Annotated in this window: 9 protein-coding genes and 1 pseudogene; 1 reads left to right on the top strand and 9 read right to left on the bottom strand. The window is 68.5% G+C overall.

The features are described 5' to 3' along the window. Positions 1-6: 6 nt before the first annotated feature. A complete protein-coding gene (locus tag ACIQZO_RS24195; protein WP_403629499.1) occupies positions 7-408 on the bottom strand; it encodes an ATP-binding protein in 402 nt (133 codons plus the stop codon). On the opposite strand from ACIQZO_RS24195, the gene ACIQZO_RS24190 reads away from it, so the two are divergent. Further along, positions 401-598, top strand: coding sequence for a DUF397 domain-containing protein (locus ACIQZO_RS24190; RefSeq protein ID WP_403629497.1), 198 nt, complete (start codon positions 401-403; stop codon positions 596-598). The two genes, ACIQZO_RS24195 and ACIQZO_RS24190, sit on opposite strands and share 8 nt — an antisense overlap. Before the next feature lie 61 nt (positions 599-659). Here the strand turns inward: ACIQZO_RS24190 and pglX are convergent, their stop codons facing one another. The 8 genes and pseudogenes from pglX to ACIQZO_RS24150 form a co-directional block, all read right to left on the bottom strand. Continuing rightward, positions 660-4,466, bottom strand: coding sequence for a BREX-2 system adenine-specific DNA-methyltransferase PglX (gene pglX / locus ACIQZO_RS24185; RefSeq protein WP_403629494.1), 3,807 nt, complete (start codon positions 4,464-4,466; stop codon positions 660-662). 102 nt (positions 4,467-4,568) lie between these two features. Next, on the bottom strand, positions 4,569-6,059 hold the full coding sequence (locus ACIQZO_RS24180; RefSeq protein ID WP_403629492.1) for a hypothetical protein: 1,491 nt from the start codon (positions 6,057-6,059) through the stop codon (positions 4,569-4,571). Further along, positions 6,056-7,471: a KGGVGR-motif variant AAA ATPase gene (locus ACIQZO_RS24175; RefSeq protein WP_403629490.1), complete on the bottom strand. Its 1,416-nt coding sequence runs from the start codon at positions 7,469-7,471 to the stop codon at positions 6,056-6,058. Before ACIQZO_RS24175 ends, ACIQZO_RS24180 begins: the two co-directional genes overlap by 4 nt. Further along, entirely contained in the window at positions 7,468-7,965 is a 498-nt protein-coding gene (locus ACIQZO_RS24170) for a hypothetical protein (RefSeq protein ID WP_403629488.1), read from the bottom strand. Before ACIQZO_RS24170 ends, ACIQZO_RS24175 begins: the two co-directional genes overlap by 4 nt. A gap of 133 nt (positions 7,966-8,098) precedes the next feature. After that, positions 8,099-12,544 (bottom strand): BREX system serine/threonine kinase PglW, encoded by a 4,446-nt coding sequence (gene pglW / locus ACIQZO_RS24165; protein ID WP_403629486.1) that lies wholly within the window; start codon positions 12,542-12,544, stop codon positions 8,099-8,101. 365 nt (positions 12,545-12,909) lie between these two features. Next, complete coding sequence (locus ACIQZO_RS24160; protein ID WP_403629484.1) at positions 12,910-13,032, bottom strand: hypothetical protein; 123 nt, start codon at positions 13,030-13,032, stop codon at positions 12,910-12,912. A 98-nt stretch (positions 13,033-13,130) separates the two neighbouring features. Then, a complete protein-coding gene (locus ACIQZO_RS24155) occupies positions 13,131-16,100 on the bottom strand; it encodes an RNaseH domain-containing protein (RefSeq protein WP_403629482.1) in 2,970 nt (989 codons plus the stop codon). A 31-nt stretch (positions 16,101-16,131) separates the two neighbouring features. Beyond that, positions 16,132-18,321 (bottom strand): annotated as a pseudogene (locus tag ACIQZO_RS24150) (hypothetical protein); the annotation flags it as partial.

Below are 18,321 nucleotides of genomic sequence, written 5' to 3'. Positions count from 1 at the left end.
AGCGGATCAGCCAGAGGCTCCGGAAGGGCGGAGACAGGCCCATACGGTCTTGTCGGGCGCGCCCTCGCGGGGCCGCACCCCCGAGTCCTCGGCGAGCGCCGCGACGATCATGAGGCCCCGGCCGGCCACGGCGGTGGCGTCGGGGGCGGCCGGGGCGGGCAGGCGCTCGCCCCGGGTGTCGCTGAACTCCACCCGGATCAGGCCGTCCCGCTCGCGGCTCAGGCGCAACAGCGCGCCCCGCCCGCACACCGCCCCGTGCGTGACGGAGTTCGCCGCCAGCTCGGCGACCACCAGGGCGACGGCGTCGTTCATCTCCGAGCCGTAGCCGTAGCGGTGTCCCCAGACGTGCAGCCGGTGGGTGGCCAGGCGGCGGGCGAGGCGGGCCCCTGTTGGGAGAGCAATGAACACGCGGGTTTCCGCAGGCGAACTGGTCTGGGTCAAGAGCAGTTACAGCGCGGGCAACGGTGGGGACTGCGTCGAGGTTGCCGCTACCGTCGATGCCGTCCACCTGCGGGACTTCAAGCGGGCCGAAGGGCCGACCTTCGCCGTAGGCGCCGAGGAGTGGGCCGCTTTCCTGCGCATCGCGGGGTGCGGCTGACGGACGCGGAGGGGCCGCGTACTTCGATCGTGAAGTACGCGGCCCCTTAAGGCTGTTAGGGCTATTTCGCCGCCCGGCGCCCGCCCCGCTTCGGCTCGGGGCGCCAGTCCCGCAGGTCGGAGGGGGAGAGGTCGCGAGCCTCCAGAGCGATCTTGAGGGCGGTCCCGAACTCCTCCGCCGCGTTGCTGCCCCAGTCTTCGTCGTACGCGTCGTACCACTGCTCGACCCAGGGCAGGACCTCGGCGAGACCGGCCAGGAGCGGCACGTATCGGGGGTCCTCGCGGGGCCAGCCGTTCTGCTCCAGGCGATCGGTGATGAGACCGGAGAGGGCCTCGGCCTGTTCACGGTGGTCCCAGCCGGCCCAGCCGATCAGGAGTGAGGGGTCGCCGTCGGGGGCGGAACCAGGGTAGGAGATGAACCGTTCCTTGGGCACGTCGAGCTTGCCGCGGTTCGACCAGTAGCTGTGCCTGAGGAAGTCCGCGGAGGTGTACTTGGGCGGGACCTTGATGTCGAGGCGCTCGCCGGACTTGTCCTCTTCCCGCTGGCGCTCCCAGACCTCCTCCCACTGTGCGCGCTTGCGCAGCCCGGACTCCTTGTAGCGCAGGACGGCCAGGTGCGGCACGTGCTCGGTCTCGATGACGGCGGCGAGGACCGTGGACAGCCGGGCCTCGCGCTGGCCGAGATGGTCGGCGGCGTAGAGCGCGGCGACGGTCTGTACGTCCTCGTCGTGGCGGAGCCGGTCGGCGAGCTGATAGATGGTCATAGGGCAGGCGGAGTCGAAGCCCTCCCGGTCGGTGTACCAGAGGTCCTTGCGCTCGGCGGCGTCCAGCAGCCAGGTCTGCAGGGCGGCGGCCTCCCGCTTCTCCCACGGCTCGGTGGACCAGCGGCGCTTGAACTCGGGGCGCTCAAGGAGGCGGATGTCCTTGTCGTGCGCGATGAGGTCGAGGCGGGCCTCGACGACGCGACGGTAGGACTCGGGCCAGTCGGCGGGGATCTCGGTGGTGGGGATGGAGTGGTGCCGGGCGAACCAGGCGGTCTCCGCGCCGCTGCGAGCGAGGGCGATCTCGAATGCGCGCTCGCCCAGGGCGAGTTGGGGCACGTCTGCGTCGGTCAGCGTGTCGGGGCTGCCGGACAGGGTAGTCCGTTCGACCTCCTCGGGGGTGAGGAGTCCGTACAGCCCGTACGCGGTCCAGTCCAGTTCCTCCTGGAGCAGGATCATGCGGGCGCGGATGCGGTTCTGTTCGGAGCGGGCTTCGTCGAGGGCGGTGCGCGTCGGGGTGGCCGTGGCCGAGACGGAAGACGGTCCATGCGCGCTCATTTGCTGAGCCAGAGAGTCGAGCTCGATGGCAATGGAGAGCGGAAATGCGGAAGGGAGCGGGAACTGGTGGAGTTTCGTTGAGTTGAACTGGTAGAAGCGCTCCCATTCGGAGCTGGTGAATCCGCCGCCTTCGCCTCGGATTCCCTTGTCGTGGCACATCTGCTTGAGCCAGAAGCAGGAGACCGACGAGTTCAGCACCCCGAGCAGCTCAAGATGCTGCTCCTCGCTCGCCTCCTCAGGCAGCTTGATCACCGGAGCGGTCCTGTTGAACACCTTTCCACCCCGGTCCAACACGAAGTGATTGTGCGTGGAGACCTCGCCGTACGTGATCGACAGTGGCGTCCGCAGCTTGCTCGGGTATACCTCCTGCCACTCGTGCCACGCCATGCCTCGTTCCAGCATCGGTACGCCGAATCGTTTGCGTGAGGAGATCGCCGTCCTGTACGGAGTCAGCATCTGCTGCGAGGTGCCGATTTTTTCCCAAGGCAGCGTCTTGAAATCGTCGTCGTACACCCACAGTGCATCGAATGCGGGTGTGAGTGTGAAATCGCGAATCACGTCTCCCGTCACCAGGGGGCGTGTGTCTGCGATTCTCCGCCGTGAGGCAGCGCCGTTGCGCGGCATGAGGTAGAGATCGTCCTCACCTGTTACGGAGGTGATCCCCAGAGAGGTCGCCACTGCATCGAGTTTGCGTACGGCGGCTGCCTCGATCCGCTCCAGCAGATCCCCCGCCCCACCCCCGCTCAGCGACCACGGGTGCTCCGCGAACCGGGCCCGCTCCGCGTCCTCCACGCTCACCCACTCCGACTCGTGCCCCGGCTTGCGCCACTGCGAGACGATCTCTTGCCAGACTTTGCCCTTCGCCTCTTCCCCCTTCTTCGGCTGGTCGGGCTCGCCCCGGACGCCGAGGACCGCCCGGATCGGCTGCGCCTGCTGGGCGACCTGGTGGCGGCCGGCCAGGATGACGGTCGGCGTGCCGTGGCCGGGGATGAACGCGCCGGAGGTGTCGATGACGTGGGTGAGGTCGACGCCCATGTAGTTGTCGGTGCGCCGGGTGCCGGGGTCCTTGTAGGGGCCGCCCTGGAAGAAGGACTGGATCAGCGTCGACCCGAACTCCCGCTTCATGAAGGAGTTCGCCGTGATCTGCCCGGTGAACCCGCCGTCACGACCCGATCCGCTCGCCCGGACCGCCAGCTCGAAGATCCGCTGGGCGAAGGGCACGGACAGGGCGTACTTCCCGGAGCAAGTCCAATACGCCTTGCGGTAATTCGCGTTCTCCAGTGGGTCCTTCACCGTGATGTACGGCGGGTTCGCCACCACCACGTGGTACGAGCCGCGCCCGAGCATGTCCACCCGCTTGACGTAGTCCCGGACGTCCTCCGTCCGGTACGTGAAGACCTCGTCGTTCCGCTCGGCGTCGTCCAGCGTGGCGTCCGTCTTTCGGCCGGCCTCACGCCCGTGCAGCAGGGAGTCGGCGACCGCGATGTTGATCGGCACTCCGGGGGCGGCGGAGATCGTCCTGACCCCGCACTCCTGGACCACGGCGACCAGCATCCGGAAGCGGGCGATGGCGACGGCGAAGGGATTCTTGTCCGCCCCGTGCACCGCCTCCAGGGAGCGGCGGATCAGCAGCCAGTCCTCCTCGCCGGGGGCCGCCTCGCGCCACTTGGCGAGGATCCGGCGGAACAGCCCGAGCAGGAAGTGACCGGAACCGCAGGCCGGGTCGATGCAGCGCAGACCCCGTACCTCCGGATTCTCCGGGTCGTGGGTGTCGTACATCTCGCCGTCCCAGTTCACCGGGCGGTGCTTCCACACCGGCTCCAGGGTGAACTCCTCCACCGCCGGCTCCAGGGTGAGGTCGAGGATGAAATCCTCGACGAAGTCCGGGGTCTGGAGCAGGGCGTAGGTCTTGCGGGCGTGCTCGGACAGGTCCTGGTAGAGGTCGCCGAGGAAGCGGGTGTCGAGCGCGGGGTCGGTGAAGTCGTGGCGCAGGGTGCCGTCGGCGCCCCGCTCGCGCCAGAAGGCGAGCAGCCGGGCACCTGCCGTGTAGGACGGATTCAGCTCCCACAGCGGGTTGTGGGCGGGGTCGAAGAGGCCCCCGGTGATCTCGTGCTCGCGGCCCAGCGCCCGGAAGGACTCCTGCAGCCAGTCACGGTCGTTCTTCTCGGGGTGGCGGCGGAAGAACGCGTCGTGGTTGTCCTGGGCCTCGGCCAGCCGCTCGCCGGGACCGGCCAGCCGGGCCTCCCGTACGAGGCGGTTGTCCTCGCAGAACCGGACGAAGACGCAGGCGAGCACCCAAGCGGAGGCGATCTGGACCAGGCGCTCGTCCAGCCAGCCCTCGTACCGCAGAGAGGTGCGTTCCGCGCCCAGGGCACGCTGGTACTCGGCGATCAGGGCGGCTTTCGCCTCGCCGCCCTCCGCCTCGCGCTCCCGCAGGTCCTCCACCAGGAGGGCGACCTGCTTCTGCAGATCCTTCAGCAGCACGTCACGGTCCAGCGAGGCGGTGGCCGCCTCCGTGGTCTCGGGCGTGCGTGCGTCCTCGGGGGGCACGGGCGGCACCTCGTCTTCCTGGTTCTCCGGAGCGTCGTCCCGCGAGGTCGCTCGTCCTCGCGGGTCCGTCCATCCTGCCAGGTCGGGGTCCGGTGCCGGCGGCTACCTGCGGCCGGTCAGCGGGATGCCGCCCTTGCGTCCGAGGCCGAAGGCGAGGCGGTAGATGTCGGGCAGGTCGAGCAGCGCGTGCTCGTCCCGCTCCTTGTCGCGCCGACGCATCACGCCCAGGTCGACCAGCTCCTGGATCAGGCGGGGCAGGTCGTCGGGGTCGCGGGGGCCGGTGATGACCAGCTCGGGCCGGTCGTGCTGGGTGTAGCGGGCGGAGTCCCGGCTCAGCTCACTCGGCAGATCGTGTTCCTGCCAGATCTCGATGATCTTCCCCTGGGTGATCGGCACCTGGCAGCCGGAGAGCGGCTCTATCGCCGTCCTGACCCACGGGGTGTCCTCGCTGACCTGGTCCACCCGCACCCTGGACGCCGCGCGCACCCCGCTGTGGATGGCGGAGTGGTGCAGCGCACGGTCGTGCCCGGGCCGGGTGACCTCGGCCGCCTCGGACAGGGCCTTGAGGAAGCTGCGCGGGCTGATCCGGTCTTTGCTGTCCATGAGGTGGTTGGGCAGCCAGGTGTAAGGGCGTCCCTGGCGGACGTTGCTGCCCATGTACGGGTCGGCGATCTGCTCGAACAGCTCTGTCTGAGCCTTGGCGTCGTTGCGCAGGGCGATCGGCGGGACGTGCCGGGCGGACGCCCCGTCCGGCCCCTGGGTGCTCTCCCAGCCGCCGGTGATCCGGCGGAACCGCTCGGCGTCCGCGCCGCCCTCGTTGCCCAGATGATGAAAGAGAAGCCCGTACAGATCGGTACGGGACCAGGTCAGCTCCGCCGCGTTCCCCGACAGCTTCGACGCGTCGGGGAAGAGCTGCTTGGCGGCCTCGAACATGTCGGGACGCAGGAACACCTTGAAACGGATGTTGCGCGTGCCGAAGCGCATCCGCTGGGCGACCCTGAGCAGTCCCGCGATCAGCCGGTCCACCATGCGCTGATCGGGGTGCAGATGCTCCAGGCCGTCGAAGACCAGGAGCTGCACCACGTCCTCGGCAAAGGCCCGTGCGTCCGCCTCCTCGATGGTCCGGTCGGCCGGACCGGGATTCGCCCGGAGCCAGGAGAGCTTGTCGCCCCACTCGGTGAGCGCACACAGCTCCGGCTGCCCGAGCGCGGTGAGCAGCACGGCGTACCAGATCTCCTCCGGCAGAGCACCACCGTCCACGAGGCGCGGCAGCGCCATCGGGCCGGGATAGGAGTCCGATCGTATGTCCTGGCCGTAACCGGGGGAGACCCGCAGCTTGTTGAGCCGGTTGATGCGGTACTCGGCCGCCGCCGCCGTCCGCAGGACCGGGTCGAGGAGGGACCGCGCCCAGAAGGTCTTCCCGTCACCCCGGCCGCCCTCGACCACCGTGGAGTCCACGTACAGGGCGGACCGGTGGGGATCCGGCATGTACAGCGAGTGCGAGTCCGGCCGCCGGGTGTCCGCGTCGACCGTGCCCTCCAGTGCCCTCGACAGCAGATCGCGGTAGGCGTCGGCGCTCAGCGGCTCGGTCATCCCGTCTCTTCCTCGTCGTCGTTCCCGTCGACCGGGTCGGCCAGGACCAGCGGAACGACCGTCGCGAGGAACTCAAGGTACGCGGCCCGTACGAAGACACGCTCCTGCCACTGCGGGGAGTCCGGGACGTTCATGCCGACCAGGCCCGGCTCGAAGAGGATCGGGACCGGGTGATGAGGAGCGGAGTCGTCCTCCGGGGACGGGGCGAACGGGATACCGCCTGTGGTCCCCTCACCGGAATCCGACCGCTGCGGATCCTCGGCCGTGCCCTCGGCCATGACCTCGTCGTAGAGCGTGGAGAAGCAGTCGTAGGAGTTCAGCCGGAAGGATCTCAGGTAGATCTCCATCGGGTGGTGGACCGAGTCCGGCACCATCGAGGCCACCATGCGGAGCTTGTGCCGGATGTCCGGGCCCTGCCCGGACGCCGCCCACGCCTCGAAGAGGTCCCGGTACCCCGACCAGGTCTGCGCGTTGTCCGCGCCGAAGAGCAGCGCGAGGTCGCACAGCCGGGAGATGGTCACGGCGGCGACGTCGTGGATGCCGGCCCGGCTGTCGAGCAGCACCACATCGGGGCGGCGCCCGCTGTCGCCCTTCTCCACCGCCTCCTCGCAGGCACGGACCGTCGCCTCCAGGCGGTCCGCGAAACTCGCGCCCGGGGAATCGGCGTAGACACGGTTGAGCTTGTCCACGTAGGCGTTGGGCGTGTCGTCGCCCGCCCCCCGAGCCGGGGCGATCCACAACTCACCCCGGTTGCGCGGCTCGTACCCCGACCTGGCCACGATCTCCAGGCCCTCTTCGTTGCCGAGAGCCGCCTCCACGAGGTGGTCGACGACACCGTGGCGGCACAACCGCCCCGTCCCGAGAAGCAGCGGGCCGATACCCGGCGACTCCAGGTCCAGGTCGATCACCAGCACGATCTTGCCGGTGTCGGCGAGGGCGCGGGCAAGGACCGAGGTCGCTGTGGTACGGCCGACGCCGCCCTTGAAGCCGTACAGAGCGGTGCGGTGGGTCCGGGGCCCGATCTTCGGTGCGGACGGCGTGGAGACCTGGGTCCAGCTCTCGCCGACCACGGTGTTGTCCAGGAACCGGACAGAGCCGACGGAGGTGGACCCGTCGGGGACGTCGATCGCACGAGGAGACCCGAGCAAGGCGTCGGCCGAGAACATCCGGGACTTCAGCAGGATCCGCCGCTTGCCGCAGTACGGACCGAGCCGGTCGTGCAGGGTCGCCGACCAGCGGTCGCGCTGTCCGCCATCCACGCCTTTGCTGTCGTCATCGACGATGAGAGTGAACCGGCCGAGCACGTCCCGTACCAGTACGACGTCGTACCCCTCCTCCGCCACGTCCCGTGCGATCCCGAACGCGATCGGGCGGGAATTGTCGAAGCGGACCGGGAAGTCGTACGCGGTCATGAGGTCCTTCCGGTGAGCTCGTACAGCTCGTACAAGGAGAGGGCGAGGCGCGCGGCCTCCTGGCGGTCGGCCACGACCGAGTCGGAGACCTGTCTGCCGTCCCGGTAGCGGTCCGCCAGGTCCCAGGACGCGAAGACGTTCAGCCGGTCGACGGCCTCCACGAACGCGGGGCCTCCGCGGCCGTACGCCAGCAGAGGGGCCGCCCCCAGGACCTGGTTGATGTGGCCCAGCCAGTCCTCTTTCCCGGTCCGGGGATTCACCCACCGTGCCCGGTTCATCGCATCCCCGTTGCGGTACGTGGACACGTCGTGCACCGCGAACCGCAGCAGCAGGCTCTTCAGCGCGCACTCGGCGGCGAACCCGAAGAGGTGATCGGCGGTAGGCCACCGCTGGTCGTCGCAGAGATAGACGGCATCGTGGTAATGCCGCGCTCCGGCGAGGGCGTACTGCTGCTCCATCACCGCGTCCTGGGCTCTCACGTCTTCATCCGGCACGACGCTGATCATAAGTGGCGAGGCTGCTCCGAAGGGGTGAATTCGCGCAGGTCGTGGGCGGTTGGGCTTGCGTCAGGGACGGCGGGTGAGGAAAGAGGTCCCGGCGCCGTGACACCCCCGCTCACCTCCGCCCTCACTCCTCGCCGAGAAGTTCTCTCAACGGCAGCCCTTCGAGGACCACCCACTCGCTCACCCGGTCCACCACGTCCACTGTGCGTCCCTCCAGGGCCGGGGTGGCCTGCGGGTCGTCCATCGGGGTGAGCAGCCACAAGCCGTGTGGGGTGTCGGCCGGGCGGCGGGCCGACTGCTGCAGGGAGACCAGGAGTTCGCGGCCGCCGGCCTCCCAGTAGCGGGCCACCAGACCGGCCCGGTGCAGCAGTAGGACGGTGCGCGGGCTCGCCTGCTCGGCCAGGTCCGCGCACCTCCGTGCCACGCGCTCGGCGGCGAACCGGGTGTAGGAGCCCAGGGCGGTGCCCAGGAGGCCGGTGGCGGTGAACCCGGCGTCCGCCTTCAGCAGGGCCCGCCAGGGCACCCCCTGCTCCTCGGCCAGTTCGCGCAGCGCGGTGAGGAACAGGTCGTCCAGGGCGATCGGGAGAACACCGCAGCGCTCGGCCAGCCGCTCGGCGAGGCCCGGAAGGTAGGCGCCCCTGACGGTCAGCGCCAGGAACCCGCCACGGCGCAGCGCATCGTCGAGGCGCAGCGCGAGGATCCGGCGCGGATCGCGCCCCTCGGCCAGCTCCGCCTGTGCGTCGCCGTAGAGGGTGCCGGTGCCGGGCACGGACGTCACGGTGTACGCGGGCCGGCTCCGGTCGGGATCGCGCGCAGGAGGGAAGAACAGCGAGCGGTCCCGGTCGTACTCCAGCGGGAAGCCGGCCTTCTCCAGGGCCTCCTCCAGCTCCACGTACGTGATGTCGGCCAGTACCGCCAGGCCCGGGAAGCGGGAGCGGAGCCGGGCCAGCAGGTCATCGGCCCCGATGCCGATGGCGCGCCGCACCCCGGCCGCCGCCTGGGAGACGCGCAGTGCCCGGTCCAGACCGAGGTCCAGGGGGAACAGCTCGAACCGCGGGGAGACGGCGACTCCGCCGGCCATCGACGCGGCCAGTGCCACCAGACGGGTGTCGGCCGGCGGGGTCATCCCCTCCGGTGCGGGGACCGCGCGCAGTTCGCGCAGGACGGCCTCCTTGCCCGGCAGCGGATCGCGGGCCGCCAGGGCCTGGGCGGCGTGGCCGAGCTCGGTCGCGTGATCGGCCAGCTCCACCGGGGTCGGGTCGTCGCTTCCGGGAAGGTCCTCCAGCGCCAGCAGGACCGTGCCGCCGCGTCGCAGCACGGCGATCCGGGGCGGAGGAGCGGAGTCCTCCCCCTCCCCGTCTCCGTGCTCGATCCCGTGGGCCTCGTCCGGCCGGCGCGACTCGGCCTCGACCGCGGCCCGTACCACGGCCAGCGCCAGCGCCTGCAGGTCCGCGCGGTCCGTGTCGTCGTCCGCGTCCTGCGGGGCGTGCCTGACCCGGAGCTCAGCCGCGAGCTCGGCGGCCGTCATCACCCGGCCCTGCTCGGACAGTGCGGTCACCAGCTCGTCGCGGACCCGGCCGAGCCAGGGCAGTGCGGCCCACTGCCCTATCGCGGCGCTCTGGTGCTGCGAAACGGTCGGCTGGCTGATGTTCAGGGCCCTGGCGATGGCCGGCTGGGAGGGCCAGCTCTCGGCCAGGGCGGCACCGGGCAGCCCCAGGGTGGCCAGGACGACGTCCGGCCGCGGCCGGGTGCGCCGGCCGGTCGTCGCCGCCGGGGTGAGCCGGGCGGCCAGGGTCTCCACCGACTCCAGCGCCTCCTCGGGGGCGTCGGCGGGCAGCGAGACGGGCTTTCTCCCCGCAGGGCGCTGCCGCAGCTCCTGGAGCCACTGCTTGCGCCGCCGGTTCAGCTCCTTGCGGATCACGTTCCCGGCGCCCCGGGCACGGGAGATCGAGTACGCCGGAACGTCCAGGAGCGCCTCCACGGTGGAGGCCCCGAGACCGGCCGCCACCGAGACGGCCCGTGGCGAGAGCCCCGCCGCGTCCAGCGAGGTCTTCGGCCCGGCAGCCGCGGCCGCCTGTTCCCGGGCGTCCTCCACGTCCTCGGCCTGCCGGTCCACCGTGGCCGGGGTGGTCGGGGGCCGGGCCGAGTCCGCCCGGCGGAAGACGTCCCGCCACGCATCCTGCAGCAGACGCAGACTGCCGTAGCGCTGATCGAGATCTCGATGCAGCGCCCGGTGGAAGAAACTGGTCAGTCCCTCGCGCAGGGCGGACTCGAACAGCTCGTCAGCTACATGGAGCTCGGCGTCCGCGACGGTCAGCGGATCCACCTGGCCGTCGCCCCACAACGGTCGTTCGCCCGTTGCCATCTCGTACAGGGTGACCGCCGCCGCGTACCACTCGGCGTGATCGTCGTAACGGGAACGACGGCTACTGCCCAGGAACGGATCGAGATAGCCGCGGGTGCCGGCCCGCAGATCCTGGTCGGGTGCGTCGGCCAGCGAGAAGTCGAACAACATCAACTGCCAGGAACCGTCGTTGCGTTTGAACAGGCCGAGGTTGTCCGGCTTGATGTCACGGTGCCGCACCCCACGGGCGGCGAGAGTGTCCAGAGCGTCGAAGAGGTCGGTGCCGAACCGTTCCAGCTGCCCGTACCCAAGCCGCCCCTCACCGCGCAGCCGCGAGCCCAGGCTGACTGGCTCCCGGTCCTGGGGGGAACGGAACCCGCCCGCGTACTCGATCTCCAGGACGGTGCGGCCGCCCACCTCACGCGGGTCGGCGAGCAGCTTGACGATGCGGCTGCCGCCGACCTCGCGCAGCGCCTTCGCCTCGGCGTAGAGACGGGCGTCTTTCTCACGGTCGAGGGCCACCTTGAACACCCGCAGGGAGGCTTCGTCGTAGGCGCCCTCTTCGGTGCGGCGGGCGACCAGGATCGCGCGGGCGGTGGCGCCGGTGCCGAGGACTCGTACGACCTCCCACTCCTGGTCCAGATACTGCCCGGCCTTGGCGGTCAGCGGGTCGACCGTCACCGCCGCCGACCGTCCGGTCTGCGCGAACTCGGCCTCCGCGGCGTCGAGAAGCCGCAGGAACTCCTCGGCCGAGGTGAGCCGGTGCTGCACATCGGAGGCGGTGGCCCGGAAGACCAGGTCGTCCAGGGTGGCCGAGACGCTGTCGGAGACCGCGTACGGATGCAGTCCGCCCTCGGCGGCCAGCCGGTCCACCAGGGAGCTACGTGCTTCGGCGGGCGGCTTCCCGGTGAGCAGGAGGTAGGAGAGGCTGCCGAGGCCGAAGATGTCCAGGTCGACCGGGTCGGCGAACTCCCGGGAGGTCTCCGGGGCGAGATACACCTGGGCCGTGTCGGCCACCAGACCGGAGTCCAGCGGAGTGTCGGCCAGCGACAGATGGGAGCTGGATTCGAAGTCCCGGGCGGCCGTCTGCCAGTCCGCGATCCGCAAGGTCGGGTCCGTGCCGTCCTCGCGGGCGCTGACGTACACCGAGCGGGCGGCCAGCGCCCGGTGGTAGAGCGAGCGATTGTGCGCGTACCGCACGGCCTCGGCGAGCTGGCGTACCAGATCCAGACGTATCGCGGGGGAGAGGAGGCCCCCATAGGCGTTCAGGTAGGCGTCCAGCCGCAGATCGGCCTCGCGGTGCCGGAAGAGGATCGCCGGGCCGCCCTGGTGCTCGCGGATCTGTACGGCCTGGACGATGCCGCGGTGGTTGATTCCCTGCAGGACCTGGTACTCGCGACGGGCCGCCCGGTCGAGGCGGCTGCGCTGCTCGGCGGACGAGTCCTGCCCTGACAGATAGATCCGGACCCGGCCGCTCTCCTTGGCCAGGCTGTCGTCGCGGACCGCGAGGCGGTCCTCCCATCCAGGGCCCGCGTCCAGGGCCCGCGGCTCGAGGCGCCAGTCGTCCCCGTACCGCAGATGAGCGGTGGAGTGGCTGATCCCGACGCGTTTCATCAGCTGTTCGAGGCGGGCACTGTCCTGAGGGGTGACCCGCCAGCTCTCCCGCTCTGGAGGGAGCCCGAGCAGCCCGTCCCAGATGCCCGACAGCCCGCCCTCGGAGCCGTTCAGCCCGTAGACGGCAGTGCGCTGGAACTCGTCAAGCTCGCTCACCAGGGCGGCGTCGTGCAGGAACACGGCCGGCTTGATGAAGGGCACCTTGCGCGGATCGATACCGGAGGCGCGGGCCGCCCGCTCCAGCTGGGCTTTGAGTTCCTTGGCCTTGAGATCGGTCAGGTGCAGCGGATTACGGAGCGTGCGCACCCGGTCGCTGTGGAACTGCCAGGTGTCACCGTGGTTCACCACCCGGCCCGGATGTCCCTTGAGCTCCAGGAGATACACGCCACCGGGCACCGCGATCAGCAGATCGCACTCGTTGACCCGGCCGGTGACGCCGGTGAACTGGAAGGTGGCCCAGGCTCGGTACGGCTCGGTCGCCGGCATCAGCCGCCGGATGTGGTCCAGACCCTCCTGCTCCCAGCGGAAACCGGAACGCCGTGGCTGGAACCAGTGCTCACGGGCCAGCGGCGGACCGGGGCGAGGAGCGGACGGCCGGGGAGTCGGCGACACCTGGGGACCTCCGGTACGGGACAGGCGGGGACGGGCTTCACGAACGGTGGCGGGCGCCGAGGTGCGAGCCAGGTCCGGCGCATGCCCCGGACCTGTACGGAATCGTAGTCGCAGCGGGCTGACCGGCTGGTCCTGTTCGCGATCACCTTCCTTCGCGGGCTCTCGTCCGGGCCCAGGGGCGTATGAGGAGGCGGCCCAAGTCGCTCAGGGATCGCGAGGGTTCTCACGGTGGCCGGTCGCGGTCGGTGGCAGGAGTCGGCGGTCCCCGCCGTCGCCGCTCGGGCTCGCTGCTGGTCAGGCCGTCGCGTTCGCCTACGTCGCCCTGGGCCTGCTTCACTCAGTCCCTGACCGCAGTCTCGGTCAGGTCAGTACTTGGCCACCTGGCCGACCGAGCGGTCACCGCGCTGGCACAGACCGACGATCTCGGCCTTGAACTCCGCCGTGAACGAGGGCCGAGGACGCACCTTCTTCTTCGCCATGCTCTCCATGATGAACATCATGCTTCCGGGGCCCAAACCCCTGATTTCGGATGTCCGTCAAAGCGAAGCAAGCCCGGTGTGTAATCCAGCTAGGTGCGGTTGCGGCGCTACTCGTCGGTGGCCTCATCCCCCTGCTCCTCTGGCGGTGCTGACCGTCGGTACTGGGGGTGGTCGAGGTCGAGCTGTTTCGCGGCATGCAGGGGCATGGGGTAGCGGGATCGGTCTGACCAGGAGATGGTCTGGTGGCACAAGCGGGCGGTCGCCCGAGCGAGCATCGTCCGGTCGACTCCGTCGGCGACGCCGGCCGGGTAGATCTCGGTTGCTGTGATGGCCCACCACGGGGACTTTAGCTCGTTCGTTTCCCGTTCACCTTCCTCCCCTCCCCTGCCCGGATCAGCGTCCCAGCGGGTGATGCCCTTGCCGAGGTCTCCGCCCTTGGCTTGGTAGTTGCGTGGAATGTTGAACAGAACCCAGAAGGGGTTGCCGAAGTCCACCTTGGCGCGGTGCAGTTTCGCCGAAGCGAACGTGATGGATTCCTTTTCGCTTTCCGGGTCGCTGTCGCGAGGGACGGGAACGTACTGAGGTACCTCGGTGGGGGCGACGTTCATTCGGATGACTGCGCTCGGCTTCCTGCGTGGGGCGTTCCTGCCTTTGCCGTACCCCGGCAGCCAGGTACGGGGATCGGCGATGTCCTCTTCCCGGTAGCTCTGGTTCTCGTTGTGGAGCCCTGTCCACATCCTGCGGCAGGCGTGGCCGTCGACCATGACGACGTAGCCCATGCCCGGCTCTAGCTCATCGCGGACGAGGCTGGCGAGAGCGTCCTCGACCTGCGCTGCCGCCTCCGCCCAGCGTTCCTTGTCTGTCTCGCCCTTGCCGTCGACGTGAAGGGCGTAGTCACTGGCATGGAAGGCGGCGATCGCTTCCCGGTAGGGCACCCATGCTCCGATGTGGGGCGTCCACGCGCGCATGGTCCAGGCGCCGTTTTCATCCTCCGGCGGGAACAGCGCCGTGGCCACGATGATCCGCTTGGTGTGTTTGCCGTCAGGCGTCTTGGCCTGTCGCCGGGCGTGGATGCCGCAGTACACGAGGCTGCCGGCCTCGTTCCCCTTCTTGTCCTTCGCGATGGCTCGTGCGAGGCGTTGGTCGATGACGCCCAGTGAGCGGTACAGGTCGAGGAGGGCCATGTAGGCGGCGTGGTCCTTCCCAGGCTTCGGAGGGCTGATCTCCGTTGCGGGGTTTCCGAAGGCCCCCGGCTTCATCCCCTTGGTGAACTGACAGACGAGGCCGTTCTTGGCCAGGAGGCGGCGGACTTGAAACTTTCCGTCGTGGCGTTCCCTGCGCAGCAGGAAGGCGTTGCGCTTCTCCCCTTCCTTCTTTTTCAGAGTCGGGATCTCGGTCTCGCACCACACGCCGACCATTACCTGGGCTTGGTCGCCAGCGAAGTCGTCCTCGAGGGACTTCAGCTCCGCGGCCCGGTTCACGTCGTCGCCATGGGACAGGAGGCGCTCGGCCTGGCGGAAGACCACGCTGACGCCAGGAGCAAGAGGAACCACGTCGCCTGGCTCCGGATCACCGATGGGCGGGCCGTCCGGGAAGGCCAGCGACAGCGCGTTAATGAGGCGCAGGCGGGTGCTCCAGCGATACCACAGGCATACGATCCGCAGATGCTCGAAGCCCTGGGCCTTCACGGAGGCGCTGATCTCTTCGGGCGGGGGGAAGCCGATGGTGTGCAGAAGCTCGCCGGCTTCGATGCGGCTTGCACGCTCCTGCGGGGCCATCTTGTTCTTGTCCGTGGGGCGGGGCTCGAACGTCATCGGTTCAACGGTGAAGTCGACCCAGCTGGCCTTCTTACCCAGCATCTTGGAGACGTGTTCTGCGAGGAGACGAAGGTGGAGGGTTCCCGGCCCTGTGCCGACGGCGAAGTTGTCGTTCTTAGCCATAAGAGGGCGGAGCACGCCGGGATCCGGGGTGATGAAGGAGGGGAATTCCCCTTCCTTGGCAGCCTTTTCCAGGACGGTCCGTTCCTCCGCCAGGCGAGTCTGCAGCGCTTGGAGGAGGCTGATGTCCATCTCGTCGCGCGCGAGCAGTTCAAGTGCGCGCTGGTTGACTGCTCGGACACTGCCGCTGCGTACGAGCTCGGTGTGCAGGATGGGAAGGCCGTCGCTGCCCTGGTAGATGTGGCTGGACTTGGCGTGGACCATGTTGCTGTGGACGCGCGTGACGTGGGCGTCGAGGAAGACGACAGGGTGGACGACGTTGGGCTCGGTCTTCATGACCACTGACAGCCGCGACATCGCGTACTGGGCCATGGTGGCCTTGTTGACCTCGGTGGCGTCGTCGCGGCGGTTGTACTTGCGGCCGAAGGGATGGTCCCAGGCAATTAGGCCGCCCCTGCTGTCGGGCAGGTAAGTGATTTCCCTCTTGTTCGGGTTGGCCTTCCAGCCGGTCGTGCGGTTCTTGTAGACCTGGTTGCCGTCGGCGTCGAGCTTGGCGGAGCCGTCCCTCTCCTTGGCGGCGACTTGCTCGGTGATCGGGACGAGGTCGTAGATGGTGAACTTCTTCTCGGCAAGCTTCTTGGAGATTACCCAGGGGACGGCCACGTACATCCAGTCGGGACACTTCGGCTGCCTGTCTTGTACAGGCTTGAGGAAGCGTGCCATCTCGAACTCCTGCTCGGGCGTGTTCGCGATGGCATCGGCCACCGGCGGCACGTCGAGAAGAATTGCCTGGTCGGTGTTGAGTCCCTTGCTGTACCCGACGACGCACCGGAAGACGTGACGCAGTGTGTCATCGTCGATCTTCTCCAGCGAGACCAGGAAGTTGAGATACCGGTCCAAGTGAACGTACCCGCCGGTCTTGAACTTCAGGTAGGTCAGCGCCGTTGAGTACGGCAGGTTCTTGCGCTCGTCCGGGTGCTGCTGGCCCCTCTGTTCACCGTCTCCGTCGTCTTTCACCTTCTCCCATTCATCCCTGACACTGCGCGGGAAGAGCCGTACGTACACCTTCTGGCCCTCGACGAGTTCAGGGGTGCAGCGCAGGGTGAGGGTGCTCGGGAGGGTGGCGGTGTTGTCGCTCAAGGCTGTGATCTCTTTCGGGAGAAGCGTTGGGCTATGCGGAGAGGGCGAGGTCGACACCCGCGTACGTCAAGAAGGCATTGACCGCTTCGCCGTACAGTTCGGCCATCTGGCGTCGTTCTTCCGGCAGCCACCGGGAGCTCATTCGTCCGATGATGCTGGCCAGGTCGGAGCTCCAGGTCTCGTCTTGGAAGGCGTAGTCCACGAAGTGCAGTTCCATGTTCGTACCGCCACGTCGTGCGCGACCCGCGAGCTGGATGAGGGATACCAGCATTCCGGCGACCATCTGCTCCTGGAGAACGAGATCCATGGTCGACAGCTGCGGCGACGAACGCAGAATGGTACTCAGGTGCTCGCGTGATGCAGTTCGGGCTGCTTGGAGAGCCTGCATGGGGTCCGAAGCGCCAGGCAGAAGCAGAGCGTTGATGCCTGCTGCGTTGACGCTTCCGTACATCCAGGTGGGGTCGTCGATGATCAACGGCGGCCTCACACATAGGTAGATGGAGTGGATGGCTGAGCGGAGATTGACGACGATGTTCAGTCCTCTGGCGATGTTAGCCAGCGGGGCGACGAGGATGTCGCCGAATTGAGGGAACTCCTCCACCTCTTCGACGGTGATGCGGCGCACCAGCGATGGGTCGGGGAGATGGCGGACGTTGCTGAGGCGGTCTTCCTCGCGAACGAGGACACACACCCGGTGCGAAAGTCCCTTTGCTTTGGCGAGGCCGGTGGCGATGTGCCCACACTGCTCGTAGCTGTTCGCTGTGAGGATCACGCGAGCGCGGGCGTGGTCAGATTTGGCCAGGCGCGCGAGCTTCTTGGCCAGCTGCGTCTCGTACAGACGTTCGCCGACTTCGCGGAGGGCTTCGGGTTTGTCGGAGGGGAACTGCCCCGCAATTGGAATGCGTTCTCCAGCTCTACGGTGTCCGCTTCCGTAGGTGACAGCTGACGACTCGACCAGGATGGACTCTTCTTGCGCGTCGGTCATCCACCACATGACGGGTGCGTGGACGTGTTCCTTGACCGCCTGGGGAAAGTACGCCGTGGCGGAGAGCCCGAAGACGGGCCGCTCCACGCCAGCCGTGATCAGCGAGACCAGCCCGCCGAGTTCCGACACGTAGGTGTGAGGGTCGCCAGCCATGTGCTGGGTGGAGAGCTTGGCATCCTTCTCCGGGTTCTTCATGCCCGTGACCCGGTAGCCGTTGATCGGTCTGCCGATCGTTCCGTGCGGGAGCACGTCGGCTACACCGCCAGCGCGCATCGCATCGATGATGCGATTTGCTGTGAGCAGTCCGGAATGGCGAAGGGACTGGGCAGTGTCGCGCAGAACCGAGAGTGATGAGTCCAGCTCCTTCATCAGTGAGCGGATGAGGAGGTGGTCGATGGCGCGGTTGCGTGCGCGGCCGTCATCGATCTTCGGAGCAAGTGCTTCGTGGAGACGGAGCTTGATGGCGTCTCGCTGGTTGATGCCGCGAGGGGATACGACTGCCCCCAGGATGCTGCTGACCCGTTCCCATTCGGGGGCCAGCCTCATGGGTGCAGAAATTGCCTCGTCGTCCTCGCCGAGATCGGGAGCCGGCACGAGGGCATCCAGGCGGTGAACAGCTTCGGCGGGGATTGGCTGCCCATCGCTGACCTGATACTCGGGGAACAGAAGGCTGATCAGCTCGCGATCCTTGGACCGGGGAAGGCGCCACCCCTCGTAGTCGTACTCGTGCCGCAACTTTGAGACCCGTGCATCGTCGTGGTGGTTGAGGCGGAATGCCTTGGTGCAAAGGCCGGTCAGCAATGACTCGGCCATGAGCCGGACGTGGCTGACCGGCTCGATGAGTTGGTCCTCGAAGCGCAGAGGAAGGTGCTTGGCCGCAGTGTCGAGGACCTGCGGCTCCGCGGTCCAAGGTCGTCGTGAGTGCAGGTCCACCGTGGAGGCACAGCGGTCGACGGCCACGGCCTGGAAAGCGTCGATCTCGTCAATAATGACGAAGTCGCTGGCGCGGAGCACAAACTCGCGGACGTTGACGGACCGGACTGGGCGGCCATCAATCTGAATGCCCACGCGCATGGTGCCTTGGATGAAATTGTGGTGGTTGGTGACGATGACGGTGGCGTCAGCGGCCTGATAGGCGGGTGTGAGTCTCCCCTCGTAGCGTGGAGTCCGTGACTGCAGGGGAAGTTGAGAGTCATGGCGGAGAAGCGTCGGGTGTTCACGGCTGAGTTTCGTGAG

Source organism: Streptomyces sp. NPDC097617 (assembly GCF_044761485.1).
Taxonomy (GTDB): Bacteria; Actinomycetota; Actinomycetes; order Streptomycetales; family Streptomycetaceae; genus Streptomyces.
Note: the sequence above shows the minus strand (reverse complement) of the source record. Positions and strands in the feature narration are given on the sequence as shown.